At 63.7% G+C, this 24519-nt stretch carries 25 protein-coding genes and 2 tRNA genes; 12 read left to right on the top strand and 15 right to left on the bottom strand.

Annotated elements, in window-relative coordinates; translation table 11 throughout:
- Positions 1–14: 14 nt before the first annotated feature.
- From HFGMBDPB_RS02985 to HFGMBDPB_RS02930, 12 genes are all read right to left on the bottom strand, one after another.
- Positions 15–93 (bottom strand) — tRNA-Ile (locus tag HFGMBDPB_RS02985).
- A gap of 67 nt (positions 94–160) precedes the next feature.
- Positions 161–1165 (bottom strand): heat-inducible transcriptional repressor HrcA, encoded by a 1005-nt coding sequence (gene hrcA, locus HFGMBDPB_RS02980; protein WP_212644880.1) that lies wholly within the window; start codon positions 1163–1165, stop codon positions 161–163.
- Positions 1166–1727: 562 nt separating this feature from the next.
- Positions 1728–2309, bottom strand: a complete 582-nt coding sequence (locus HFGMBDPB_RS02975) for a recombinase family protein (RefSeq protein ID WP_212644879.1) — start codon at positions 2307–2309, stop codon at positions 1728–1730.
- Positions 2310–2312: 3 nt separating this feature from the next.
- Positions 2313–2543, bottom strand: coding sequence for a ribbon-helix-helix domain-containing protein (locus HFGMBDPB_RS02970; protein WP_212644878.1), 231 nt, complete (start codon positions 2541–2543; stop codon positions 2313–2315).
- A 60-nt stretch (positions 2544–2603) separates the two neighbouring features.
- Entirely contained in the window at positions 2604–3548 is a 945-nt protein-coding gene (locus HFGMBDPB_RS02965; RefSeq protein ID WP_212644877.1) for a rolling circle replication-associated protein, read from the bottom strand.
- 465 nt (positions 3549–4013) lie between these two features.
- On the bottom strand, positions 4014–5168 hold the full coding sequence (locus HFGMBDPB_RS02960) for a zonular occludens toxin domain-containing protein (RefSeq protein ID WP_212644876.1): 1155 nt from the start codon (positions 5166–5168) through the stop codon (positions 4014–4016).
- 4 nt (positions 5169–5172) lie between these two features.
- A complete protein-coding gene (locus HFGMBDPB_RS02955) occupies positions 5173–5475 on the bottom strand; it encodes a DUF2523 family protein (RefSeq protein WP_212644875.1) in 303 nt (100 codons plus the stop codon).
- Positions 5475–6986, bottom strand: coding sequence for a virulence factor TspB C-terminal domain-related protein (locus HFGMBDPB_RS02950; RefSeq protein WP_212644874.1), 1512 nt, complete (start codon positions 6984–6986; stop codon positions 5475–5477). Before HFGMBDPB_RS02950 ends, HFGMBDPB_RS02955 begins: the two co-directional genes overlap by 1 nt.
- Before the next feature lie 119 nt (positions 6987–7105).
- Positions 7106–7315, bottom strand: a complete 210-nt coding sequence (locus HFGMBDPB_RS02945) for a major capsid protein (RefSeq protein ID WP_212644873.1) — start codon at positions 7313–7315, stop codon at positions 7106–7108.
- A 4-nt stretch (positions 7316–7319) separates the two neighbouring features.
- A complete protein-coding gene (locus tag HFGMBDPB_RS02940; RefSeq protein WP_212644872.1) occupies positions 7320–7523 on the bottom strand; it encodes a hypothetical protein in 204 nt (67 codons plus the stop codon).
- On the bottom strand, positions 7516–7734 hold the full coding sequence (locus tag HFGMBDPB_RS02935; protein WP_212644871.1) for a hypothetical protein: 219 nt from the start codon (positions 7732–7734) through the stop codon (positions 7516–7518). The genes HFGMBDPB_RS02940 and HFGMBDPB_RS02935 overlap by 8 nt, the downstream gene beginning before the upstream one ends.
- Positions 7735–7736: 2 nt before the next feature.
- A complete protein-coding gene (locus tag HFGMBDPB_RS02930; protein ID WP_212644870.1) occupies positions 7737–8072 on the bottom strand; it encodes a hypothetical protein in 336 nt (111 codons plus the stop codon).
- A gap of 806 nt (positions 8073–8878) precedes the next feature.
- Here HFGMBDPB_RS02930 and HFGMBDPB_RS02925 point away from each other — a divergent pair.
- The 8 genes from HFGMBDPB_RS02925 (at position 8879) to HFGMBDPB_RS02890 (ending at position 16790) form a co-directional block, all read left to right on the top strand.
- Positions 8879–9154 carry a helix-turn-helix domain-containing protein gene (locus tag HFGMBDPB_RS02925; RefSeq protein WP_209799648.1) on the top strand — a complete coding sequence of 92 codons (276 nt, stop codon included), beginning with the start codon at positions 8879–8881 and terminating at the stop codon, positions 9152–9154.
- Positions 9155–9163: 9 nt separating this feature from the next.
- Complete coding sequence (locus tag HFGMBDPB_RS02920) at positions 9164–10060, top strand: NAD kinase (RefSeq protein ID WP_016451050.1); 897 nt, start codon at positions 9164–9166, stop codon at positions 10058–10060.
- 2 nt (positions 10061–10062) lie between these two features.
- Positions 10063–11838 carry a DNA repair protein RecN gene (recN, locus tag HFGMBDPB_RS02915; RefSeq protein ID WP_046986090.1) on the top strand — a complete coding sequence of 592 codons (1776 nt, stop codon included), beginning with the start codon at positions 10063–10065 and terminating at the stop codon, positions 11836–11838.
- Between the two features lie 4 nt (positions 11839–11842).
- Complete coding sequence (gene rapZ / locus HFGMBDPB_RS02910) at positions 11843–12745, top strand: RNase adapter RapZ (protein WP_016445709.1); 903 nt, start codon at positions 11843–11845, stop codon at positions 12743–12745.
- Positions 12746–12775: 30 nt separating this feature from the next.
- Complete coding sequence (creB, locus tag HFGMBDPB_RS02905; protein WP_082138027.1) at positions 12776–13498, top strand: two-component system response regulator CreB; 723 nt, start codon at positions 12776–12778, stop codon at positions 13496–13498.
- A 16-nt stretch (positions 13499–13514) separates the two neighbouring features.
- Positions 13515–14975, top strand: a complete 1461-nt coding sequence (gene creC / locus HFGMBDPB_RS02900) for a two-component system sensor histidine kinase CreC (RefSeq protein ID WP_203400457.1) — start codon at positions 13515–13517, stop codon at positions 14973–14975.
- Between the two features lie 124 nt (positions 14976–15099).
- Positions 15100–16533, top strand: coding sequence for a cell envelope integrity protein CreD (gene creD, locus HFGMBDPB_RS02895; RefSeq protein WP_133072231.1), 1434 nt, complete (start codon positions 15100–15102; stop codon positions 16531–16533).
- Entirely contained in the window at positions 16530–16790 is a 261-nt protein-coding gene (locus HFGMBDPB_RS02890) for a hypothetical protein (RefSeq protein ID WP_212644869.1), read from the top strand. The genes creD and HFGMBDPB_RS02890 overlap by 4 nt, the downstream gene beginning before the upstream one ends.
- 22 nt (positions 16791–16812) lie before the next feature.
- On the opposite strand, the gene mutY is transcribed toward HFGMBDPB_RS02890, so the two are convergent.
- The 3 genes from mutY to mutM form a co-directional block, all read right to left on the bottom strand.
- On the bottom strand, positions 16813–17883 hold the full coding sequence (gene mutY, locus HFGMBDPB_RS02885) for an A/G-specific adenine glycosylase (RefSeq protein WP_212644868.1): 1071 nt from the start codon (positions 17881–17883) through the stop codon (positions 16813–16815).
- 4 nt (positions 17884–17887) lie between these two features.
- Positions 17888–19885 (bottom strand): dynamin family protein, encoded by a 1998-nt coding sequence (locus tag HFGMBDPB_RS02880; protein ID WP_017405122.1) that lies wholly within the window; start codon positions 19883–19885, stop codon positions 17888–17890.
- A gap of 338 nt (positions 19886–20223) precedes the next feature.
- The gene (gene mutM, locus HFGMBDPB_RS02875) at positions 20224–21051 is read right to left on the bottom strand and encodes a bifunctional DNA-formamidopyrimidine glycosylase/DNA-(apurinic or apyrimidinic site) lyase (RefSeq protein WP_016445702.1); all 828 of its coding nucleotides are present in this window, start codon (positions 21049–21051) and stop codon (positions 20224–20226) included.
- 62 nt (positions 21052–21113) lie between these two features.
- On the opposite strand from mutM, the gene HFGMBDPB_RS02870 reads away from it, so the two are divergent.
- From HFGMBDPB_RS02870 to HFGMBDPB_RS02855, 4 genes are all read left to right on the top strand, one after another.
- Positions 21114–22901 carry a tetratricopeptide repeat protein gene (locus tag HFGMBDPB_RS02870; RefSeq protein ID WP_026062311.1) on the top strand — a complete coding sequence of 596 codons (1788 nt, stop codon included), beginning with the start codon at positions 21114–21116 and terminating at the stop codon, positions 22899–22901.
- Positions 22902–22945: 44 nt separating this feature from the next.
- The gene (locus HFGMBDPB_RS02865; RefSeq protein WP_047326560.1) at positions 22946–23458 is read left to right on the top strand and encodes an outer membrane lipoprotein LolB; all 513 of its coding nucleotides are present in this window, start codon (positions 22946–22948) and stop codon (positions 23456–23458) included.
- Between the two features lie 72 nt (positions 23459–23530).
- Positions 23531–24394, top strand: coding sequence for a 4-(cytidine 5'-diphospho)-2-C-methyl-D-erythritol kinase (gene ispE, locus HFGMBDPB_RS02860; protein WP_212644867.1), 864 nt, complete (start codon positions 23531–23533; stop codon positions 24392–24394).
- A gap of 29 nt (positions 24395–24423) precedes the next feature.
- A tRNA-Gln gene (locus tag HFGMBDPB_RS02855) sits at positions 24424–24500 on the top strand.
- Positions 24501–24519: the final 19 nt, after the last annotated feature.

Raw genomic sequence — 24519 nt, 5'->3', positions numbered from 1 at the left:
AGCGTTTGTGGATCTGGTAGGGCCTCCCAGAGTCGAACTGGGCACCAACGGATTATGAGTCCGCTGCTCTAACCAAGCATGAGCTAAGGCCCCTGATTCACCAGGGCAGCGCGGATGCACGCCATGGCAAACGGCTATTGTAGATCCTAACCTGCGCGGCTCAGCGCTTGTGGCTCAGCGCGTTGCTGACCAGCTTGGAGGTGATGTCCACGATCTGGATCATGCGGTCGTAGTGCATGCGGGTGGGCCCGATCACGCCCAGCGTGCCCACCACCTTGCCATCGAGCTCGTAGGGCGCGCTGACCACGGACAGCTCCTCGAAGGGCACGACCTGGCTTTCGCCCCCGATGTAGATGCGCACGCCTTCGGCCTGGCTGGAGAAATCCAGCAGCCTGAGGATCTGGGTCTTTTGCTCGAACAGGTCGAAGGCGCGGCGCAGATTGCCCATGTCGCTGGAGAAATCGCTGACCGACAGCAGGTTGCGCTCGCCCGCGATGACCACGTCCTCCTGGGCACTGGTCATGGCCTCCGTGCCCACATTGACGGCTGCCTGCATGAGGGTGGCCACCTCGCCGCGCAAAAGCTCGACCTCGCCCTTGAGGCGCTCGCGCACCACTTCCATGGCCAAGCCTGCGTAGTGGCTGTTGAGAAAGTTCGATGCCTCGATCAGCTGGGAGGCCGAGTAATCCACGTCGGTGAAGATGACGCGGTTTTGCACGTCACCGTCGGGCGAGACGATGATGACCAGAAAGCGCCGCTCCGACAGTCGCACGAATTCGATGTGCTTGAACACCGAGGTACGGCGAGGCACCAGCACCACGCCCACGAACTGGGAAAGGCTGGACAGCAGATTGGCGGCGTTGGCGATGACTTTCTGCGGCTGCTCGGGCACGAGCTCGGGCGTCACGATATCTGCACGGTCCGCCGTGAGCATGGTGTCCACGAACAGCCGGTAGCCCCGGGCGGTCGGAATGCGGCCGGCCGAGGTGTGCGGACTGATGATCAACCCCAGGTCTTCGAGGTCAGCCATCACATTGCGTATCGTGGCAGGCGACAATTCAAGCCCCGACGCACGCGACAGGGTCCGCGAGCCCACAGGCTGGCCGTCAGCGATGTAACGCTCGATCAGCGCTTTGAGCAACAACTTGGCACGTTCGTCGAGCATGTGATGATTTTAGTGATGTATGCCTTGAACACGGCCCGGGACAACCGGGCTTTTTTGTGCCTACACCACAGATCTACCGGTCAACGTACTCAGCATCGAAACGCTTCTTGGCAGCCATGTGCGCATTGGCACAAGGCAGGGTACCAGGATCAGCCCTGCAAGCCTCAGAAGGCTGAAAGTACCTACTCCAAGCCAGTCGGCGACGCTCCTCACGCAGCCGAGCAGCATCAGCGATGGCCCTTTGAGCTTCAGCACGCTCCCTATCAGTACGAGCACGCTCCTCACGCTCCTCATCACGCAATGTGCGCGCACGCTCAGCAGCGGCAGCAGCCTGCGCAGATTGCTTCTGCAAATAACTTGAAGCCTCACGCGCCGCAATCTCTACTCTCACCGCAAGTATTTGCTCGTACGCGAATACGGCCAACAAGCTACCAACGAAGACGCCAATAGCGATCTTTACAACGTCAAGCCAGGAAAATATTCCCGAGGGTTCCTCAGCGTACCGCCCCATCTCATCCCCCAACACCTAAGTGAAAAGCCCGATGATCCGGGCTTCTCCATCTTAGCGAGGACGAGGCAGCCAGCGGCCACGGCCCTCATAGCGATGGATAGCATCACGCAGACACGCCACGGACACACCCCACATTTCCGCTAGGTCAGACTGCTGATAGGCACCAGACCGCCACAGCCGCACGATAACCTCAACGTCCTCATCATCGATAGAGCGTTTGCGCCCCCAGGTCTTGCCCCGCGCCCGAGCTGCAGCTTGGCCAGCCATGACCCTTTCTCTAATCATTGACCTTTCGAGCTGGGCGACCGCGCCCAACACCTGAAAAGTAAATTCCCCGAAGGGACTAGACGTGTCCAGGGGTTCAGTGAGACTGCGGATGCCAGCCCCAACGGACTTGAGTCGCCGCTCAATTGCGAGCAGATCATGCAAGCTGCGGGCAATACGGTCCAATTTCCAGACTACCAGGGTATCGCCCTGTACGAGACTGGTCAGGGCCTCCTGCAGTTGAGGCCGAGGCCCGACGCCGGAGCTGGAGTCCGCAAACAATCTATGCACCCCGGCACGCTCCAGAGCATCCCGCTGCATTGTCGTGTCCTGGTCGAGGGTAGATACGCGCGCATATCCAATCAGCATGGCTTACTCCCCGATCCAGAGGAGGCCGAGCTTTTTCCAATCACGATTGGTCAAAGCAAAACGGATCATGGAACGCAGGACGACAGCACGACTAGTGCCGAACATCTCAGCCAGCTCATCGATGGTGTCGGAGATGTTCACCGGCACGGACACATCAAGCCGGGCATGCGTTGCACGGTGCTTTGCGACACGAGCAGCATTACCGGAAATGATTTCACGAGGATCAGCAGACATAGGAATCCCTCAACAGCCTCATTCGAGGCCACAGCGAGCCAAAATCGGACTCCCCGCAGATCATTGGATGCAGCCCCTGATAGAGGTTGTCTTGCGCTCTACATGCAGGACAAACCAGTCTTTCCAGCGCGACAGTTCCGAGTAGACAACAGACTGGCTATCGAGCACGCAATCAAAGGACGCACTGACAGCATCGAGGACGCGAGGGAACCAGCCGAGGTCAACGGGCTTGCCCATTTCGAAGTCTCCGAAGGCGCTGTAGCGGTTCGTGAAGGCTTGCCCCTCACGGAATGCCTTGACGATGTATTTGGCGATGTACGAGGCAATGCGGGCAGGGGATCGCATGCTATTGCGCTTGCGCCGGGCCAGATCGATGTTGCCGCCACGCTCTTTCGTGACGCCACGCCAGACGCTGCGGATCGCGTCAAAGCTTTTGACTTGGTAGGTTTGGCCCTGGTCATTCCTCCTCTCGAACACACGGGGCACGTTCGCAGTCGCAATGTGCCAATGGATTGCCCCGCGCGCCTGATACTCATACACCGCTACAGCCTTGAACTCAGGCATGTACCTGCGCATACGGCGGACGAACTCTTTCAGATCCTTTTTGGATCGCTCCAGGTCCGTCTCGTTTGCGCGATACGTGAGGGTCAGCAGGGTGTCTGATCCCATCGCTTTGCAGAGCTTGCGGACCTTCACTTTGGCGCGATTCGCCGCGATAGTCAGCGACCGTTCGCGCATCTCTTCGGCCTCCTCCTCGCGTCGTTCAATAACGCGCTCCAGGTAGGTCTCCAGGGCTATGTGATTCCACTCCCGTTCCACCCAGATCGTGGGGGCCGTGCCGGTGATTTCCATGTGCCCATTGCCCAGGTCATGGGCCTTCACACGCATGCCCTCGCCCGTGCTGCCATCAAAGACTGTGAGAGCCTCGCCACGGCGGTGCATGTGCAGCAGTTCTTCGGGGGTGTATCGACGCGTAGGGTTCGCATCACAGATAATTCGAATCATGGTGACCTGTCGTAGAGGTTGCTATCACGAACCCCGGACAGTTGGCGCTGTCGCGGGGTTCACCTTTTTCAGAGCCTTTGCGCCCTGTGTGTTCCAAAGTGTTTATGGGATAAATCTAGGCCGCGCTGCGCGCGGCCCGCCGCTGCGCTCCGCTTGCATCCGCGGGCCACCCGCGCGCCGGCCTCGACCGCCATTGACTTGCCAAGAGACAGGAGCGCTGCAGCGCGGACATCCATGTTTTCTAGGGCGACGATTTGCGGCCCGCTGTGCGGCAGTGCTGCGCCTCGCGGATCGGGCCAGCGCGGACGTGACAGCAACGACACGGCAGCGACAAACCAGGCACATTGGGAAGCGAGGGGCAGGCGCGCTGGTGACAACGTGAGCACATCGACGGGTACGTCGCGCGACGAGAGGCGAACATCAGGGGCGATGCCCCCGATACCCCCAATACCCCGAGAGACCACGCTAGCGCTCGAAAACACTGCGAACCTGAGCATTACGAGCAGCCAGACCTTGCGAGTAAGAGTCAAGAGGCCTCGGCTGTAGAGGCTGCTGGATAGGCACCTGAGGCGCCAACTGGACGACCTGCACCGGCTGCTGCGGGGGCTGCTGCGATCGCGGCCGCTCATCCAGGCGAGGCATGGGCACAGATCGATCCTGAGGCATTTGCCAATCCACGAAGTACCCGTGCTTGACGATCTGACTGCACACGTCAGCTGACACAAACATCTTCGTGCCCTGCTGCGTGTAGCAGTGGCAGCCCTGCGAAGGCATGGACACACAAGCAGCGGGATAGGGGGCAATCACCGCCTTTGTCACATCGTCATAGCGGGGGGATGTATGCGGGAAATCCTGCAGCCTGGGTTTGAATGACGCCACATATTCGGGACCCGTCATTACTGCCCGCGATGGTGGACCCTGTCGCATATCGCCAGACTCTGCAGAGGCCTTCATTGTTGGGGGCGAAACTGTCCCAGACTCAGACCGAGTTACACGCTGGAATCCGTAATAGCCGAGCACAGGAGCAGCCAAAGCGCATGCAACCAGAATCCAGACCTGTTTAGGAATGCGCCTTTTGCCCGTATGCAAACTTGCAGACCGATACCAGCCGTAAACCTCTTTCGGAAATCGGACCATGGTTGCCGTACCGCTGCGACTGGCCCCGTCTTTTTCGCAGTTGGGATTCACGGAGGACCATTCGATGCAACTGACTAGGTCAGCGCCGAAGGTGCGTTTTAGGTGCCGATGCCAGCCAGGGCTGCCGATCAATCGACGGACGAAGCTATCGATATTCTGCGGGTGCTGGGTAACTAGGTAGAAATCAAACCCACGGCGCCTATGCTCAGCGAGCATTCGCACATGCTCGGGAGGAGTGCTACTTGCCTGCCGCACCGGCAAATCATTGTGGCATTCATCGACGAGGAATATAGTCCCGTCAGGTTCATTTTGCCAGTCTTTGAAATCAATGTGTTTCCAAGACGAAAGTTCGCCCCCCTCTACAGGCTCGAAACGTCCGTTATGACATACGGGGCGACCCTCTTTGACGCTGCGCTCCCGCACCCATTTGAGCGTATTGAGCGTTTTGCCCGCACCATTTGCACCAGTGATTAAATACAGCATAGTGTCAAGTGATTATGAGTTTCTTGAAAGTGTCGCTATTGAGGCCATTCAGCAGCATGCTTGCAAACATGCAGCTAAAGATAATCGTTAAAGCCGTGCCGACTTTCATCAATCCAAGCAATTGCACAATCTCAACAGGCAAACCCGAAAGACTGCGCAGAATCAACCCCTTGAGAAAATCAAGAGCCTTTGCAACACCATAGTACGTGATCAAGCTAAGGCCCAACGCCGCGAGAGTGCGACCAACAAATCCCGCAGTGAGCGACAGCAAGACACCGCCAATTGATCCAACAAATGCAGGCAACATTAACCATCCCTCCTGGTGATAATGCGAGCACCGGCAATACCGGCACAAATGATTAAGACAGTCCCGAGCATTTCCAAATAGGGACACAGACGAGAATACGGGACAGTGACTTCCCCATACGAGAACGGGATAACCTTATCTGCGGGGCAGCTACCAGCGCCGATGAAATCATCGCGATCATTGACGTATTGGGATACGTCAATATCTTTGTTACCCTTTAATGCACCCAGGACAGACCCTTCTTTGTCCCGCTCTTTGTCATAGAGCTTATAAGCCTCGTTATCACGATCCTCAAATAACTCACATGCCCTTTTGTGCTGCTCACGGGCAACAGCGCACTGTATTGCGTCCCCCTCGCACGTCCATCCGCCCGCACAGCTACCGCCAAAACTACTTTTATCAGTGTCATCGTCACCGCCACCATCCCCACTGCCAGTACCCCCAGTACCGCCAGTACCAGAGCCCGGGGGCTTTGACGGGTCGAGAGCTTTGCAAACGGCGCTTGCGGGATTACGAGCGCAATAATCGCCCTGAGGCACGGTGGATGTGGAGGACCCGCCACCGGACACGTTGCCATCCTTATCAGTCTTTGTGGTGGTTGTGGTAGTCGTACATTGGCCACCATTGCACTTGGTGACAGTCTCAGTCTTTGTCCTAGATCCATCGCTGTTAACCGTGGTATCTGTTTTTTTATCCCCCTCAGCCTCGCCGTAGGGCAAACAAACAGCCACGCCATTGACTGTACCGGGTTGTCCATTGCATTTACCAGGATCTTTAGTTCCCGGAGGAGTCACCTCTTTCTCTTCAGGAGTCCCCTCATTAAGCTTATTGACTACGTCAGGGTTGCAAACAGACCCAACATATTTCCCGGTCCCCTCAGTCCACCACTGCCCGCCGTCATCCTTCATCGAGACAGTGGTGCCACCGGATATGACCATACAGCCCTTCTCACATCCGGGAAACTCAGGCTCCCAGGAAGACCCCCCACCACCAGCACCGGCAATAAACTTCTCAGCAGCATGACAAAAGAAATCAGCAGACTGCCCCTTACCCTTAAAGAGGGTGGAAAAGCCCTTTTTGTCAGTGCACCACTGCTGCAAACCATTGCACTTGTCATTATCCCCAGGACCGCCATCCGGGTCAGAACCAGAGTAGTTACAAGTGTCGGCACCCAACGTAACACCACGGCCAGCAATTGGACCAGGAGTACGAGCGACGCGCGTACGACCCGCGATATCAGGACAATGGGAGCCTACGTTTGCGGGCGCCCCAGAATCGATATCAGGGCGAAGACACATGCCCGTCCAGTGAGTCTCGGCACTCGAATTACTAGGCTCAACGCCCATAGCGGGGGGATAACTAGGGTCGACAGCTTTACAAGCCGCAGCAGCGTCCGGGTACGACTTGCCATTAAATAGATAAGTCGCAGGCCTGCCAAAATCAGCACGAGCCCAAAACGGGACAATAGCGATAAAAATAAAAGTAAAAATCAGGCGGTGAAGATAAGCCATAGCGCCCCCAATACCGCAATCAATACAAATAGGCCGGCACCCATATATCACCCCCTGTTAAATGTGCCCGACTGGACACATTGAGCAGGGTTCGGGGCGTCCCCCGAACACAAGCAGCATCAGCCCTTGATGGAGCGACGCACCCAGGTGAATGCCACCAGGGCAACGATCACCAGCAGCACGGCGCCGCCGATGGAGACGATCGAGGGGATTTGAGCCTTCACATCCGTGACGACTGCAGTGACGTCGATGGCCTCAGCCATTGCACTGCCAGTGGCGAGCGCGTAAGCGGGGATAGCGACCAGAGCCGCTTTGATTGCCTTTTTCATGATTTCAGTCCTTTTCAGGGTTTGGGATTTCATCGACTCTGAGCAATCTGATAATTTGCCGAATAGCAAAACCAGCCGCCCAACACAGCGCAATAGCCATCGCAATTGCGCCGCCTCCTGCTGCGTCGATGTCAAGCAGCGGAATAGATAATTGGTGCTGCACGGTAATCGTGCAGGCTTGATTGCATTGGATTACTTGCTCAGCCATTGCGGTTGAGCCGGTGACGGGCGAGAGCCCGCATCCGTGCTGTGTAGATGCGGGTACGCCGATCCATCCAGCCGCTCATGCCTGCGATCACTCGCGTGAGCACCGACACGAACAGCCCGAAAGCCAGCGCACCGAACACGCCACCGCACATCGAAAGCAACACGAATATGACCGCGAAATGCTGTAGGTCGGCATACGTGAGCGTGACCATGATTAGGCCTTCGGAGCAGCGGGCGCTGCTGCAGCAGGTGCAGCACGGCCCGCAGGAGCCAGCGACGGCACGGGCGTGAAGTCAACGATTACAGGGCCACCCTTGCGTGTCTGGCGATCAACACGAAGGCCGTACACAGGGGCGTACAAGCCACGAGTAATCTTGCCCACCAATGGAGGAGGGACCGACATCACGCATACGTGCTGCTCAACACCATCAGCATCGAGAGTGATGCAATCAACCTCCTGAAACTCGTAGGGCTTGCCGTACTTGCTGGTGCCCTTAACAACCTCCTGAACAATCTGCACCTTGACGAAGCTGGGAAGAGTGGTAGACATAGATTTCCTCGGTAAACCGCATATGAAATTCCCCTGCGGACGGGGCAATGCGAGCGACAGCGCTCTGTGCTACCCCGCACGCGAGGCAGAGCAGAGGGCTGTCACGGTGCATGCCCCACGGATTGCGCCGGAGAGGCCACCCCGGAACTGTCCCGAGAGACTTGCCCGGGGGCATGCAGACTGGGGAGCGACACCCCAACGTTCGGAAACCCGGCATGTACCAAGCAATACATGGCAAGGCGAGCTTGACCCCACGTAGCACACTTGATCGAGCGATCACGGAACAGACCGGAGGCCACAGGCTCCATGTACGTGACGACGTATGAACCAGCGTCAGGACTGCGGGCGGTCATGCTGCTGCCCCCAGGTCAACGAAGGTGAAACCGCAGCTCCGCGCGAGATTCAAAGCTTTGGCACGGCGACAGATGCGGTAGACCTCAGGTCCGGTTGAGTAGTGACCTACAACGACATAGCGGGGCTGCAGCGAGTAGCGGCGCGCATAAAGCAACCGCTCACGCCGAAGACGCAAGGAGCACTCCCCACCGCTACCGTCCTGAGCTACCAGGGCCGGGACCACGGAGGTTGAAGCAGGGGGAGTGCATTTGCATGCGGCGACAAGCTCACCGCACAGGAGACATTGCTGATCGCGTACCGAGGCCGCGAAGGCAGAGAAGGAAACTTGCGTGCTGGTCATGGGTAGCTCCATGGGGGTAAGATCACGAAGACTTTCCTAACACAGGAACGTTTTAATCTTCGATATGAAGTATTTTACTTCAAAGTGAAGACTTTTACAGAGGGTTTACCCTATGAACGCACTTGAATCGATTGTTGGTATCTACAAGGCCCGGTGCGGGCTTAGGTTCGACAAAGACGCAGCCGAGGCGCTGGGCCTAGAGGGGAAGACGTTCTCCAACTACATGAAAGGCCGGAGGCGCTTGCCAGACATTGCAATTGCACGGATGGCAGAGATGGCGCACATAGATGCGATGCAGATCATTGCAGCAGTGAACCTCACACACCAAGCGACACCAGACGAAGAAAAAAGCTACTGGGAACAAAAATACAAAACTTTAATGATGTAATTTCCAGAAATGACGTCCACGTTTCGCCACGTTGCCTTGATCGGGAAGTACCACGCTCCCAGCGCAAGCGCCCCGTCCGAGAATGCCAGCAACGCGCTCGAGCGCATTGCGGACTTCCTCAGGCGCCAGGGCTGCGAAGTCGTGCTTGATACCCAATCGGCCCTGCACGCAGGGCTCACAGACTACCCCACCCTCGATGTCGATGGCCTGGGCAGGCATTGCGACCTGGGCCTGGTCGTCGGCGGCGACGGCACCATGCTCGGCGTGAGCCGGCACCTGGCGCAATACGGAACGCCCCTGATCGGGGTGAACCAGGGCCGCCTGGGCTTTGTCACCGACATCGCGCTGGAGGACTTCGAGGCCACGCTCACCCCCATGCTGCAGGGCGAGTACGAAGAGGATCTGCGTCCCCTGATGTGCGCCCGCGTGATCCGCGAGGGCGAATGCGTGTTCGAGGCCCTGGCCATGAACGACGTGGTGGTCAACCGCGGCGGCACCTCCGGCATGGTGGAGCTGCGCATCGAGGTGGGCGGCCGCTTTGTCTCCAACCAGCGCGCCGACGGCCTGATCGTGGCCACGCCCACGGGCTCCACGGCCTATGCCCTGTCCGCTGGCGGGCCGATGATGCATCCGTCCATCCCCGCCTGGGTGATGGCGCCCATTGCGCCGCACAACCTGTCCAATCGCCCCATCGTGCTGTCCGATGCCAACGAGGTCACGATCGAAGTCGTGGCCGGGCGCGATGTCAGCGCCAATTTCGACATGCAGTCGCTGGCCTCGCTGCAGCACGGCGACCGCATCCTCGTGAGCCGCGCCCACCACAGCGTGCGCTTTCTGCATCCCAAGGGCTGGAACTACTTCGCCACGCTGCGCAAGAAACTGGGCTGGAACGAGGGAGGCGCCTGACCATGGCGCTCAAGCGCATCGTGCTGCGCGACTTCGTGATCGTGCAGGCCCTGGATCTGGACTGGCATGCGGGCTTCACCGTGCTGACGGGCGAGACCGGCGCCGGCAAATCCATCCTGATCGATGCATTGCAGCTGGCCCTGGGCGCCCGCGCCGACGCCGACGTGGTGCGCGAAGGCTGCCCCCAAGCCGATATCTGCGTGGAGTTCGACGGCTGCGCGCGGCTGCGCCCCTGGCTGGAGGCGGCAGGCCTGGCCTGCGAGGACAACAGCCTGCTGCTGCGGCGCACAGTGGACACCCAGGGCCGCAGCCGCGCCTGGATCAACGGCACGCCGGCCACGGCCACGCAGCTGCGAGCACTGGGCGAGCAGCTGATCGACATCCACGGCCAGCATGCCTGGCAAAGCCTCACGCGGCCCGACGCAGCACGCGCGCTGCTGGACGCCTATGCGGGCATAGACAGCCGCGAGGTCCAGGCCTGCTGGAGCCGCTGGAGCCAGGCACGACAAGCCCTGCAGCATGCGCAATCCGCCCAGGACAGCCTGCAGCGCGAACGCGAACGGCTGCAGTGGCAGATCACCGAACTCGACAAGCTGGCCCCGCAGGCCGACGAGTGGGACGAGCTCAATGCCCAGCACACGCGCCTGTCGCATGCCCAGACCCTGATAGACACCGCCCAGACCACGCTGCAGATGCTGGAGGACGACGAGGCCGGCGTGATCACTCCGCTGGGCCGCGCCAGCCATCTGATACAGAACCAGGAACACCTGGAGCCCGAGTTCCAGAACATCGCCGACGTGCTGGCCTCGTGCACGGCCCAGGTGCAGGATGCGCGCCATTCGCTGCAGGCCTATCTGCGCCGCGCCGACCTGGACCCCGAACGCCTGGCCGAGCTGGATGCACGCCTGTCGCTGTGGATGCAGCTGGCGCGCCGCTACCGCCGCACGCCCGATGAGCTGCCGGCACTGCTGGCCGGCTGGCGCCAGGAGCTGCAGCAGCTGGATGCCGCCGTGGACATCGAGGCCCTGCACGCTGCAGAGCAATCCGCGCAGCAGCACTACCAGGCCAGCGCCCGGGTGCTGTCGCAGCAACGCGCCCTGGCTGCGCCGCGCCTGTCGCGCGCCATCACCCAGGCCATGCAGGGCCTGGGCATGGAAGGCGGCCTGTTCGAGGCCGCCCTGTCCACAGCCGATTCTCCCGGTGCCTTTGGCGTGGACAGCGTGGCCTTCCTGGTCGCCGGCCATCCTGGAGCCAGCCCCAAGCCGATTGCCAAGGTGGCGTCGGGCGGTGAGCTGTCGCGCATTTCGCTGGCCATTGCCGTGACCACCAGCGAGCTGGGCGAGGCCGGCACGCTGATCTTCGACGAGGTGGACTCGGGCGTGGGCGGCGCCGTCGCCGAGACCGTGGGCCGCCTCATGCATGCGCTGGGCCGATCGCGCCAGGTGCTGTCCGTCACCCATCTGCCGCAGGTCGCGGCCTGTGCCGACCACCACTATCTGGTGGCCAAGCAGCGCGCAAGGCAGGGCACGCTCAGCACCGTGCAGCCGCTGGACAGCACCGCGCGCGAGGCAGAGCTGGCCCGCATGCTGGGCGGCGAGCGCCAGTCCGAAACCACGATGGCCCATGCCCGCGAAATGCTGGCCATGGCGCGCCAGGCACCCCCGCCCCGCCCGGCGCCGCGCAGGCCCGGCCGGCAGCGGCCGCAGGCCGACGCGCAGCGTACCCGGCCCAAGCCGGGCCGTGCGGCCAACGGCGCGCGCAACACCAATGGAGGCTGATGCCATGTCGCTTGAGATCGTGCTGATCACCGGGATGTCCGGATCGGGCAAATCCGTCGCCCTGCATGCGCTGGAGGATGCCGGCTACTACTGCGTGGACAACCTGCCTCCCGAGCTGCTGTCCGCCTTCGTCGAACTGGAGCACGGCCGCCACAGCAACAAGGTGGCCATCGCCATGGATGCGCGCAGCGCCGGGGGATTGCCCCACCTGCCCGGGCAGCTGGAGCGGCTGCAGCGCCAGGGCGTCGTGCCCCACCTGGTCTTTCTGGACGCCACCACGGGCACCCTGGTGCGGCGCTTCTCCGAAACGCGGCGCCGCCATCCTCTGTCGCAAGGGCCTGTCGCCGAGGGCCGCCGCGCCCTGGTGCAGGACATAGAAACCGAGCGCGAACTGCTGGGCGAATTGCGCGAGAAATCGCATGTCATCGACACCAGCCACCTGCGCTCGTCCCAGCTGCAAAGCTATATCAAGGAGCTGATTGCGGCCCCGGTGGGCCAGATGACCCTGGTCTTCCAGTCCTTCGGCTTCAAGCACGGCCTGCCCTCGGATTCCGACTATGTATTCGATGTGCGCATGCTGCCCAATCCGCACTACGAACCCCAGCTGCGCCCGCTGACCGGCATGGATGCGCCCGTGGCCGAGTTCCTGCGCCAGCAGCCCGGCGTGGACCAGATGCGCCGCGACATCCAGCAGTTCCTGGAATCCTGGCTGGACATGATGGCCAGCAATCACCGCAGCTATGTCACCGTGGCCATCGGCTGCACGGGGGGCCAGCACCGCTCGGTCTTCCTGGTCGAGGAACTGGCGCGGCACTTCGCCCCGCGCTGGCCCACTCTGTGCCGGCACCGCTCGCTGGACAGCCGGCCCACCCCCAAGCCTGCCGACCTGCTTGCGCACGACATCTGAAGCGCCAGGGTCCGCTCCCGGAGTACTGCGATGCAAGGCATGCCGATGACGAACGCCCCGCGCGTGTTGCTGGTGGAGGACGATCCCGCCATCGCGCGCACCGTCTGCTATGCGCTGGAGCGTGACGGCATCGCCGTGCGCCACTGCCTGCAGCTGGCCGATGCACGCGCGCAATGGCAGGCGCAGCCGCCCGATGCCCTGCTGCTGGACGTGGGCCTGCCCGATGGCAACGGCCTGGACTGGTGCCGCGAACTGCGCCAGGCCGGCGCCGCCGTGCCGCTGCTGGTGCTCAGCGCACGCGGCGAGGAAATGGACCGCGTGCTGGGCCTGGAGCTGGGCGCCGACGACTACCTGACCAAGCCCTTCAGCCCGCGCGAGCTGGTGGCCCGCACCCGCGCCCTGCTGCGCCGTGCGCAGCGCCTGCAGCCCGCGCCCACATCCAGCACAGCGCCGCCGGCAGATGCCCTGTTCAGCATCGATACGCAAGGCCAGCGCGTGCGCATGCAGGGCGTGCCCCTGGAGCTGACACGGCGCGAGTACCAGCTGCTGCGCTGCCTGCTGGAGCGCCCCGGACGCATCCTGAGCCGCGAGTTCCTGCTCGACAGCATCTGGGGCCAGGACAGCGACAGCACGGACCGCACCGTGGACACCCACGTCAAGACCCTGCGCGCCAAGCTGCGTGCCCAGGTGCCGCAGCAGGACTTCATCACCACCCACCGCGGCATGGGCTACAGCCTGACGCTGCCGGGCTGACGCGCCGCCGCACGCCATGCGCCTCGGACTGCGGCTGTTCTTCGCCTTTTTCGTCATCAACGGCCTGGCCGCATTCTTCGTGCTGCGCGTCTTCATGGTCGAGGTCAAGCCCAGCGTGCGCAAGGTGACCGAGGACACGCTGGTCGAAACCGCCTACGCCCTGGCCGCGCTGGCCAGCGACGACATGGCCAGCGGCGTGCTGCAGCAAAGCCCCGCGGACAGCCGCTTCGCGCACCACATGCAGGCCTATGCCAACCAGACCGTCAAGGTCTGGATCTGGGACACGCGCAAGACCAGCCTGGACATGCGCGTCACCATCACCGACCAGCAAGGCCTGGTGCTGTTCGACTCGGCCGGCCTGGACCAGGGCGCCGACTACTCGCGCTGGCGCGACGTGCACCGCACGCTGCGCGGCGAATACGGCGCGCGCACCACGCGCGAGGTGCAGAACGACGAGGCCAGCAGCGTCATGTATGTGTCGGCCCCCATCATGGTGGAAGGCCGCATTGCGGGCGTGCTCACGGCCTCCAAGCCCGCGCACTCGGTGCAGAAGATCGTGGACAGCGCGGAAAGCAAGATGCTGCGCGGCGGCCTGCTGTTCCTGCTGCTGTCGGCCGGCGTGGGCTTTGCCGTGACCTGGTGGCTGGTCATCCATGTGCGGCGCCTGCGCAGCTATGCCCAGCAGGTACAGGCGCCCACGCTCAACGAGGCCGCCTCGCCCACCACGGCGCCCCCCATGCCCGAAGCCCCGCGCATGCCCGGCGAGCTGGGCGAACTGGCCCGTGCCATGGAGAACATGCGCAGCCGCCTGGAGGGGCGCGACTACATCGAGGGCTATGTGCGCGCCCTCACGCACGAACTCAAGAGCCCCGTGGCTGCCATCCGTGGCGCAGGCGAGCTGCTGCAGGAAGACCTGCCAGCCGCCGACCGCGAGCTGTTCGCGCGCCAGGTGGTGGACCAGTGCCAGCGCCTGCAGAACCTCGTGGACCAGTTGCTGCGCCTGAGCCAGCTGGAGCAGCGCCGCGCCCTGCACGCGCACACGGCCTGCAGCCTGCAGGCCTGTGCCGAACAGGCCATGGCGCAAGTGCACAGCGCAGCGCACCAGCGCCGCATCCGGCTGGTGCTGCACGGCCAGGACAGCAGCGGCCCCTGGGAGCAGGACCTGGTGGTGCTGGCCCTCAGCAACCTGCTGAGCAACGCCATCGACTTCGCCCCAGAGGGCAGCAGCATCCACGTGGACCTGGAGCCCGGCCGCGTCAGCGTGCGCGACCACGGCCCCGGTGTGCCCGAGGCGCTACTCGGCCGGCTGGGCGAACGCTTTTTCACCACCCCCCGCCCCAACGGGGAGCGCAGCGGCACGGGACTGGGCCTGTCCATCGTGCTGCGCATCATGCTGCTGCACGGCGGCAGCATGCAGGCCGCCAACGCCCACCCGGGCCTGCGTGTCACGCTGAACTGGCCACAGCGGGCACCCTGACCTCCAGGGCCTGTTCACTCGGATTTGGAGGCGCGAACCCGACTTCACCTTCACTTCACAGACTTCATTCCGGCCACACAGCCCCCGCCCAGACTGCGTCCACGATCAACGAACGGGATGTGGAATGAAGAACCGACTTCTTGCCAAAGGCGTGGCACTGCTTGTCATGCTGGGCCTTTTGATGCTGGGCCTGGGCCTGGTACATGACGTGGTGCGCGACCGCATACGCAACCGCGACAACGCCGTGCAGGGCGTGGTCGCCAGCCTGGCCGGACGCCAGACGCTGATGGGACCGGTGCTGGTGCAAAACTGCACCGAGACCACCGGCATAGAAAAGGGCAGCAAGACGGAATGGACCACGCGCCAGTTCCAGCGCATGCTGCTGCCCGACCAACTGCGCCATGAGGCAACGGCACGCATGGAAGAGCGCTCGCGCGGCCTGCACCAGGTCAGCACCTACGCCATGCAGGACAGCATCAGCGCCAGCTTCACCCATGCCGCACAGTACCTGGAAAAGCCGTCCCTCGAAGCGGCAGCCAACCAGGCCGTGCGCTGCGGCGCACTGCGCGTGGCGCTGTCGCTGACCGATCCGCGCGGTATACGCTCGGCCACCATCGAGGCCGGCGGCAAGAGCCTGGACGTGGGACCCGGTACCTCGCTGGAACGCTACTCGCAAGGCCTGCAGGCGGAGCTGGCGCCTGCCCTGCTCAAGAAGGACGAACCCCTTGAGCTGAAGATCGCCCTGGAACTGGTGGGCACCGAAAAGCTGGCCTTCGTGCCGCTGGGCAGCCACAGCCAGGTCCAGCTGTCGGCCGATTGGCCCCACCCCTCGTTCGGCGGCAGCTTCCTGCCCAACCGGCGTGAAGTCAGCGACAAGGGATTCAACGCCAGCTGGAATCTCTCGGCACTGGCCTCTTCCGCGCGCCAGGCCTTCACCGACCAGCAGCCGCTGTGCCAGCCAGGCCGCCGCGACATGGAGGAATACGCCGCCACGGCGCACGCGCCCAGCAGCGGCCCCTGCCTGGAGTCGCTGGACACCGACTTCGTGGACCCCATCAACGCCTACTCGCTGAGCGACCGGGCCACCAAGTACGGCCTGCTCTTCGTGGTGCTGACCTTTGTGGCCGTCGGCCTGTTCGAGGTGCTCAAGCAATTGCGCGTGCACCCCATCCAGTACCTGCTGGTGGGATCGGCGCTGTGCAGCTTCTTCCTGCTGCTGATCAGCCTGTCGGAGCACATGGGATTTGCCAGCGCCTACGGCATTGCTGCCTCGGCCTGCGTTCTGCTGCTGGCCTACTACGCGAGCCACATCCTGGGCAGCCTGCAGCGCGGCCTGCCGTTTGCTGCGGGAATCGCCTCGCTCTACGGCCTGCTGTATGTGCTGCTGCAGCTGGAGCAAAGCGCGCTCATCGTGGGCTCCATCGCGCTGTTCGCCGTGCTGGCCCTGATCATGGTCTGCACACGGCATGTGGACTGGTATGCCTTTGGCCGGCAGGATGGCGACCGCGGCGATGCAGACGCAGGCACCCGCCCAACCGTGGGAGCGCTGCAGCCATGAACGTCCTCACCGACACCCCTGGCACGGCCGATGTGCCCGGCGTGCGCAGCCCGCTCGATCAGGCGCTGGAACGCCAGCGCTGCGAGCAGGCCTGGCACCAGGCGGTGCAAAGGGGCGACCGCCAGGCCCTGTTCAGCCTGCGTCTGCACATTGCCGAGGCCGCCGCACGCGCACGGCGCAAGCCGGGCGCACTTGAACAATGGCTGGCGTGGATGCTGCTGCGCTGCGCCCTGCTCCTGCCGCGCCGCACGTTCTAGGAAGACGCGGCGGCCTTGGGCTTCAGCCCGCAAACTGCGCATCCAGCAGCTTGCGCACCGGGGCCGGCAGGCCCATGTCGGCCCAGGCCCTGGCATCGGCCCAGCAGCCCTGGCCGTCTGCCATGGCAGCATCCGGGCCGCTGCCATGGACAGGCACGCGCACCGGATGCAGATGCAAATCACGGTGGGTGAGCACATGCAGGAAAGCCGGCAGCTCGGTCCAGTCGGCGGATCGTGCGGCGGGCCAGTGCCGTGCGGCGGCCTGCTCCAGCGCCTCGCGTTCATTGAACACGGGAGGCGCATAAAGGCCCGCCCAGATGCCCTGCTGCGGGCGGCGCTCCAGCCAGACGCGGCCTTGCCCGTCCACGGCGATCAGCAGCCACCAGGCCTCGGAACTGCGCTTGAGCTTGCGCGTTCGCACGGGGTAGTTTTCGGGATTGCCGAAGCGGGCCGCCCGGCACTGCGGCTGCAGCGGACAGACCAGGCAGCTGGGCTTGCGCGGCGTGCAGATAGTGGCACCCAGATCCATCAGGCCCTGGGTATAGCGGGGCATGGCCTGCTGCAGGTCCTCGGTGGGGCACAGCTGCTGGGCCAGGTCCCACAGTTCGCGCTCGTTCCTGGACACGGCCAGATCGGCATCGAAAGCCAGCACACGCGTGAGCACGCGCCGCACATTGGCGTCGAGGATGGGCACGCGCTCGGAAAAGCAAAAGGACGCGATGGCGCCCGCCGTGGACCGGCCTATGCCGGGCAGCGTGGCCAGATCCTCGGCCCTGCGTGGAAAGGCACCACCCCACTCCTGGACCACGGCCTGGGCGCAGCGGTGCAGGTTGCGCGCACGGCTGTAGTAGCCCAGGCCGCTCCACAGCGCCAGCACGGCATCCTGCGGCGCGGCCGCGAGGCTGGCGACATCGGGAAAGGCATCAAGGAAGCGCTGGTAGTAGCCCAGCACGGTGCTCACCTGGGTCTGCTGCAGCATGATTTCAGAGAGCCAGACGCGGTAGGGATCGCGCGTCTGCTGCCAGGGCAGGTGATTGCGTCCATGCGACGCCTGCCACTGCACGACGGGCGTGGCAATCGAGGGAAAGGTCAAGATATCAAGCAGTCAGTGAAGTTTCCTGTGCAGCCTTTGCCAGGCCGGGGAAGGCGGGCGTGGGCGACAGGGGTTGCAGCAGTTCCATGGTGGCCTGTCCCAGCTGCAGCTGCAAGGCCGTGAGCTGTTCGTCGGCGGCCTCGATTTCGGCAATGCGCTCGACCAGGCCCGAAGCCGCATTCTGGATGCGGTCCACCGCTTCGATGCGGCGGGCAAAGCTGCGCTTGCGCTCTTTCAATTGGGCATCCAGCTGGGCCGTGGCGGACTTGCTCCACATGTCCACGTCGTTGGCCGCAGACTCGAAGACCGTGCGCAGACGCATGGCAAGGGCCTTGATCAGCCGCTGGGCAAACGCGGGATTGCTGCGCCTGAGCGCGTGGCCCAGGCCCAGGTACTGGGTGTAGCTGGCCTCGATGCGCTGCAGGTCGCCGCCGAACTCGGTCAGCTCCAGCTGCGCAGGAGCCTGCAGCGAGAAGCCGAACTCGGCATTGAGTTCCTTGAAGGTCGCGCCCAGCATGGACTGGATCTCGCCGGCCTGCGCCTGGGCCCGGGTCGCCACGGTGCGCAGGCGTTCGAAGGTTTCCGCGTAGACCTTGCGCGCGCCCAGCTTCAGGCCGCGCTGCTCCAGCGCCTCCTTGAGATCGACCAGTTCCTGCTTGAGCGCGCTGGAACCGAGCTGGCGGAAGATGTCGCGCAGCATGCGCATGTGCACCAGGCGCACGGCCTGGATCCTGGCGGCGCTGGCATCGAAATCGCGCTGCTCGCTCTCGATGCGGTTGCGCATGGAGGCAATCACGCTGGCGTTCTTGCCGCGCAGGCTGCGCAGCTCGGCCATCTGGTCGTCCAGGTCGCGGCGGCGGATATTGAGCACGCGCTCCACCTCGACCTGCAACTGCTGCACATTGGCCCTGACAGCCGTCTGCAGCACCTTCTGGCGCTGGCCCATGATGCCCTCGGCCAGCATGTTCTCGAACATGGGCAGCCCGCTGGCCTGCAGCAGCGCCTCGTTGCCGGAGACCTTGGCCACCAGGCCCTTTTGTGCCGACACGGGCAACACCCGCTCCACAGGCAGGCCCAGCATCTGGGCCGATTCCTGGCGCTGGCGCTGCAGCTGGGCCTGCACCTGCGTCGCGGAGCTGAGGCTATCCCACAGCGTATCTATCTTGTTGAGCACCACCAGCCGCGAATCGGCCAGTGCCTGCTGGCCCGACGCCGCATCGGGCGGCAGCACATGGTCGCGCCAGATGGCCAGGTCGGACTTGGTCACGCCGGTATCGGCCGCCAGCACGAAGACCACGGCATGGGCCTGGGGGATGAGGTTGACGGTCAGCTCGGGCTCGGCACCCACGGCATTCAGGCCGGGCGTATCCAGAATGACCAGCCCCTGCTTGAGCAGGGGATGGGGCATGTTGATCAGCGCATGGCGCCACATGGGCACCTCCACCAGGCCCTGCTCATCCACGAAGGGATTGCCGCCCTGGTCATCGTCATGCCAGAAGCCCCAGGTTCGCGCCAGATCCACCGACACCTTGCGCACCTCGGCCACCTTGGCCAGCGTGTCGGCAATCTGCTGGGCATTGTTCACATCCAGCGGCAGCTGCAGCCAGGCCTCCGGCCGGGCGCGCCACTGGCCCAGGCTTTCCAGCGATTCGCGCGTATCGATGGGCAGCAGGCGCAGGCTGGGCTGCAGTTCGGCTTCCCAGCCCAGCTCGGCCGGGCACATGGTGGTGCGACCTGCGCTGGCCGGCATGAGGCGGCGGCCGTAGTGGGCGAAGAAGACTGCGTTGATCAGCTCGGACTTGCCGCGGGAGAACTCGGCCACGAAAGCCACCATGACCTTGTCGCCGCGCACCTGGGCTTCCAGCCGCTGCAGCCGCTCCTGCACAGCGACATCCAGCAGCTCCTGGGACTGCAACCATTCGCGCAGCGCATGCAATTGCTGCGCAAAGCCACGGCGCCATGCGCCGTGCTGGTCGAATTGCTCGTTGAATGATGGTCCCACGTGTTTCCCCCGCCATTGCATCGCCAATGCCTGCCGATGCTTAGTGATCGCCTCGACATTGCGCCGCAAGCGTGATGCCTTTTCTCATCAAAATATAGCACCGTCGCCCCGTTTTGCCCGCAGCTGCGCCCCAAGGCCGGCTCCTGGAACGGGGGGATTCAGGGCAAAACATCGTTTATTTACAAATGAAACAATATTTCACCATCAATCCAGCGCGGCTGAGGGGTGATTTTTCAGAAATGTGAGCCTCCCGCACAGACCCGATATGAATCTCGCGCAGATTGGCCTCCACAAGCGTTACGAGACGTTGAAAATTCGCTCCTCTTTTTGAGGCCATCTCACGCTTTCTGACACCGCGCGCAAAAGTAGGTGCTGCGCTGGCCCTGGCGCAGCAGCTGTATGGGCGAGCCGCAATGCGTGCAGGGCTGGCCCTCGCGGCCATACACCTTGGCCTGCAGCTGGAAGTGGCCTGCCATGCCGTCGGGCGCCGAGAAATCACGCAGCGTCGTGCCCCCTTGCTCCACCGCCAGTTCCAGCACGCGGCGAATCTCCTCGAACAGCCGGCGCACCTTGCGCGGCCCCACCTCGCAGGCCGGCTGCGTGGGCGCAATGCGTGCCATGAACAGCACTTCGGACGCATAGATATTGCCCACGCCCACCACCACGCTGCCGCTCAACAGCAATTGCTTGATGGGCGTACGGCTGGCCTTCAGACCGGCCTTGAAGGTCTCGAACAGGAAGCTGTCATCCAGCGGCTCCATTCCCAGATGGTCCAGCAGCCTGCGCGCCCAGGGATCGTTCTCGGCCGGCACATACATCACCGCACCGAACCGGCGCGGATCGTGCAGGCGCAGCTGGCCCTTGCTGGTGTGCAGATCGAAATGGTCATGTGCGCCCGCCGGACCCAGCGGCAACTCGTGCGGCGCCACGAAACGCAGGCTGCCCGACATGCCCAGATGCAGCATGAGCAGGCCTTCGCTCAGTTGCATCAGCAGGTACTTGCCGCGCCGGCGCACGCTGTGCACCTCGCGCCCGGTCAGAAGCTCGGGGGCAATGCCCAGAGGCCAGCGCAATGGCTTGCCCAGCGCCACGGATTCAATGCGCGCTCCGGCGATCTGCGAGGCGAACGCACGCCGCGTGACTTCTACTTCTGGCAATTCGGGCATGCGATCCGGGTTGTACTGAGGTTGTGCGAAATGCGGGCCGAGGCTTCGATTATTATGATTCGATGGATCATCGCCTTCGCCTTCAGGGACTCGCCGTGGCAGCAGCCCTGGCCATGGGTTCCGCCACTGCCTGGGCACTGCCTGGCAAGACCGCAGCCACCATCGAGACGGAATCCCCGGAACCTCCATCGTCCGCCGCCGCGTCTGCCGAAGAGGAGCGCGCAGCGCTCAACGCCGAACTGTTCTACGAGATCCTGGTCGGCGAAATCGCTGCCAGCGAAGGCGCGCTGGGCGATGCCCAGGCCATGATGATGGAGGCTGCGCGCACCAGCGGCAGCGAGCAGCTGTACCGCCGTGGCACGGAACTGGCGCTGCAGTCGCGCTCCGGTGAGCGCGCACTGGCCAATGCCCGCGCCTGGCTGGACGCCTTTCCCCAGTCACGCGATGCCAACCGCTTCGTGCTCCAGATCCTGGTGGCGCTGAACCGCATCGCCGATACCGGCAGCTATCTCAAGCGCGAGATCGAGGCCACGCCCGCTCCGTCCAAGCCTGCCACCTATCTGGGCATCACCCAGCTCTACAACAACGCCAGCGACAAGGCCCTTGCTGCCGATGTGGTCGAGCAGGCTATGGCCGGCGAAACCGACAATCCGGCCAGCGGCCCGCTGGCCTGGGCCACCATCGGCCACATGCGCCTGGGCGCCGGGCAAAAGGCCGCAGCCATGCAGGCCGTGCAAAAGGCCCAGGCGCTGACGCCCGACACAGGCCCCGTGGCCCTGCTGTCCATGGAGCTGCTGGAAGCCGGCATGCCGGAGGCGGAACCCATCGTCAAGCGCTACCTGGCCAAGAACCCGTCAGCCCAGATGCGCATGGCCTATGCCCGCGTGCTGCTGGGTCAGCAGCGCCTGGACGAGGCCCGGCAGCAACTGGTCTCCATCACCATGGATTCGCCCGACTACGCCGAAGCCTGGGCCACGCTGGCCGCCCTGCAGCTGCAAACGAACGATGTGGGTGCGGCTCAGGCGTCCACCGAGCGCTTCGGCAAGCTCGTGCCGCAGATTCCTGCCGGCGTGGCGCGCAGCGCCGGCCAGTCCCAGTACTACCTGCTGCAATCACAGATCGCTGAAAAGCAAGGCAGGTTCGACGAGGCCGATGCCCTGCTGCGCCGCATCGACGATGCCCCCAACCTGCTGAGCGTGCAGGCGCGCCGAGCGAGCCTGCTTGCACGCCAGGGCAAGCTCAAGGAAGCGCGCGCCCTGATCGAAGCCGTGCCTGCCAGCGGCCCCAGTCAGCAACGGCTCAAGCGTCTGGCCGAAGTGCAGCTGTTGCGCGACGCCAATCAGAATGCCCAGGCCTATGCGCTGCAGGCCGAGCTGCAAAAACAGGACCCCGAAGACGCCGAACTGGCCTACGACACGGCCCTGCTCGCGGAGCGCATCGGCAAGCATGACGAAATGGAGCGGCTGCTGCGCGGTATCATCGCGCGTCGGCCCGACTTCCAGCATGCCTACAACGCGCTGGGCTACTCCTTCGCCGAGCGCGGCATCCATCTGGACGAAGCAGAAAAGCTCGTGGGCAAGGCGCTGGAGATGTCGCCAGGCGACCCCTTCATCACCGACAGCCTGGCCTGGGTGAAATTCCGCCAAGGCAACCTGGACGAAGCGCTCAAGCTGCTTGAAAGCGCCTACGCCTCCCGCCCCGACGTGGAGATCGCGGCGCACCTGGGCGAGGTGCTCTGGGTCAAGGGCGATCGCGAACGCGCGCAGAAGATCTGGCGCCAGGGCCTGGCCTCCAGCCCCGACAACACCACGCTGCGCGACACCCTGCGCCGCCTGGGCGTCTCGCTTTGAGCCGCCGCGCCGTGCCCCACCCCGTGCCCCATCGTTTGCGCCCCATGCTCATCCGCCGGCAGCTGTGCGCCACGGCTGCTGCCACGGCGCTGCTGACTCTGGCCGGCTGCGCCCTGCCACCCCGCCAGCTCCAGGCCGATGCAGCAGCACCGGCCGCCGCCGGGCACTGGTCGGGCCGACTGGCGCTGCAGGTGGAAGATGCGCAGAACCAATCCTTCAGCGCAGGCTTCGAGCTGCTGGGCACACCCCAGCGCGGCGAGTTGCTGCTGTTCACCCCCCTGGGATCGACGCTGGCACGCCTGCTCTGGGCGCCAGGACAGGCCAGCCTGCAGCAAGGCGAGGACCGCAAGACCTCGGACTCGCTGCCCACGCTGGTGCAAGAGCTGACGGGCAGCGACCTGCCCATCGCCGCCCTGTTCGACTGGCTGCAGGGCCGGGCCACCGCAGCCGCAGGCTGGCAGGTCGATCTCTCCCGCATGGAGCAGGGCCGGCTGTCCGCCCGGCGCCATGACCCGCAGCCGCCGGCAGCGCTGCGCATCGTGCTCGACACACCCTGATTTGCGCCGGGCGCGCCCTCTGCACCCCCATCCCGCCGCACCCGCCTCCATCCCTCTCATCCTCTCCAGCCCATGCGCTCGCTCCACGACGTGCCGGCTCCGGCCAAGCTCAACCTGTTCCTCCATATCACCGGCCGCCGAGACGATGGCTACCACCTGCTGCAATCGGTCTTCATGCTGCTGGACTGGCACGACACGCTGCACTTCGACAAGCGCGGCGACGGCAACGTCAGCCGCGAGGACCTCTCGGGCATGCCCCTTCCTGCCGACGACCTCATCATGCGGGCCGCACGCGCGCTGCAACAGGCCACCGGCTGCAGCCAGGGCGTGCACATAGGCGTGGAAAAGCGCCTGCCGGCACAGGCCGGGATGGGCGGAGGATCGTCGGATGCGGCATCCACCCTCATGGCGCTGAACCGCCTGTGGCAACTGAACCTGACCCGGCGCGAACTGCAGCGCATTGGACTGGGCCTGGGCGCAGATGTGCCCTTCTTTCTGTGCGGCAGCTCCGCCTGGGTGGAGGGCATAGGCGAGCACATCACGCCGCTGGAGCACAGCCATGCCCTGCCGCCCCAGCGGTTCGTGGTGGTCAAGCCCGAGGCGGGACTGGAAACCCTGTCCATCTTCCGCGCCCCCGACCTCAAGCGCAATCATGCCCATGCTACAATCGCCGACTTTGCTGCAGATCACTATGGCTTTGGCCAGAACGACTTGCAGCCCGTCGCCGAAAGGCTGCAGCCTGAAGTGAAAAAAGCCATTGATTGGCTCAAGTCCTTCAAACTGCGTGCTAGAATGACGGGCTCGGGAAGTGCAGTATTTGCACCACTGACGCAAACAATCGACTTCAAGAATGCCCCAGGCATCTGGAATGTCAGAGTTTGCAGGAATCTGCAGGCCCATCCCCTCAAGGATTGGCTCAAAGATGAGAGTTTATAGGCTGTCTGCCTGCGGCAGAGGGCCTGTGTAGGGGAGTCGCCAAGTTGGTAAAGGCACCGGATTTTGATTCCGGCATGCGAGGGTTCGAGTCCTTCCTCCCCTGCCAAACGTCTTTCGCGTCAAGG

The organism is Delftia sp. PE138, assembly GCF_018320755.1.
Lineage (GTDB): Bacteria > Pseudomonadota > Gammaproteobacteria > Burkholderiales > Burkholderiaceae_C > Comamonas > Comamonas tsuruhatensis.
This window is presented reverse-complemented; position numbering and strand designations above follow the sequence as displayed.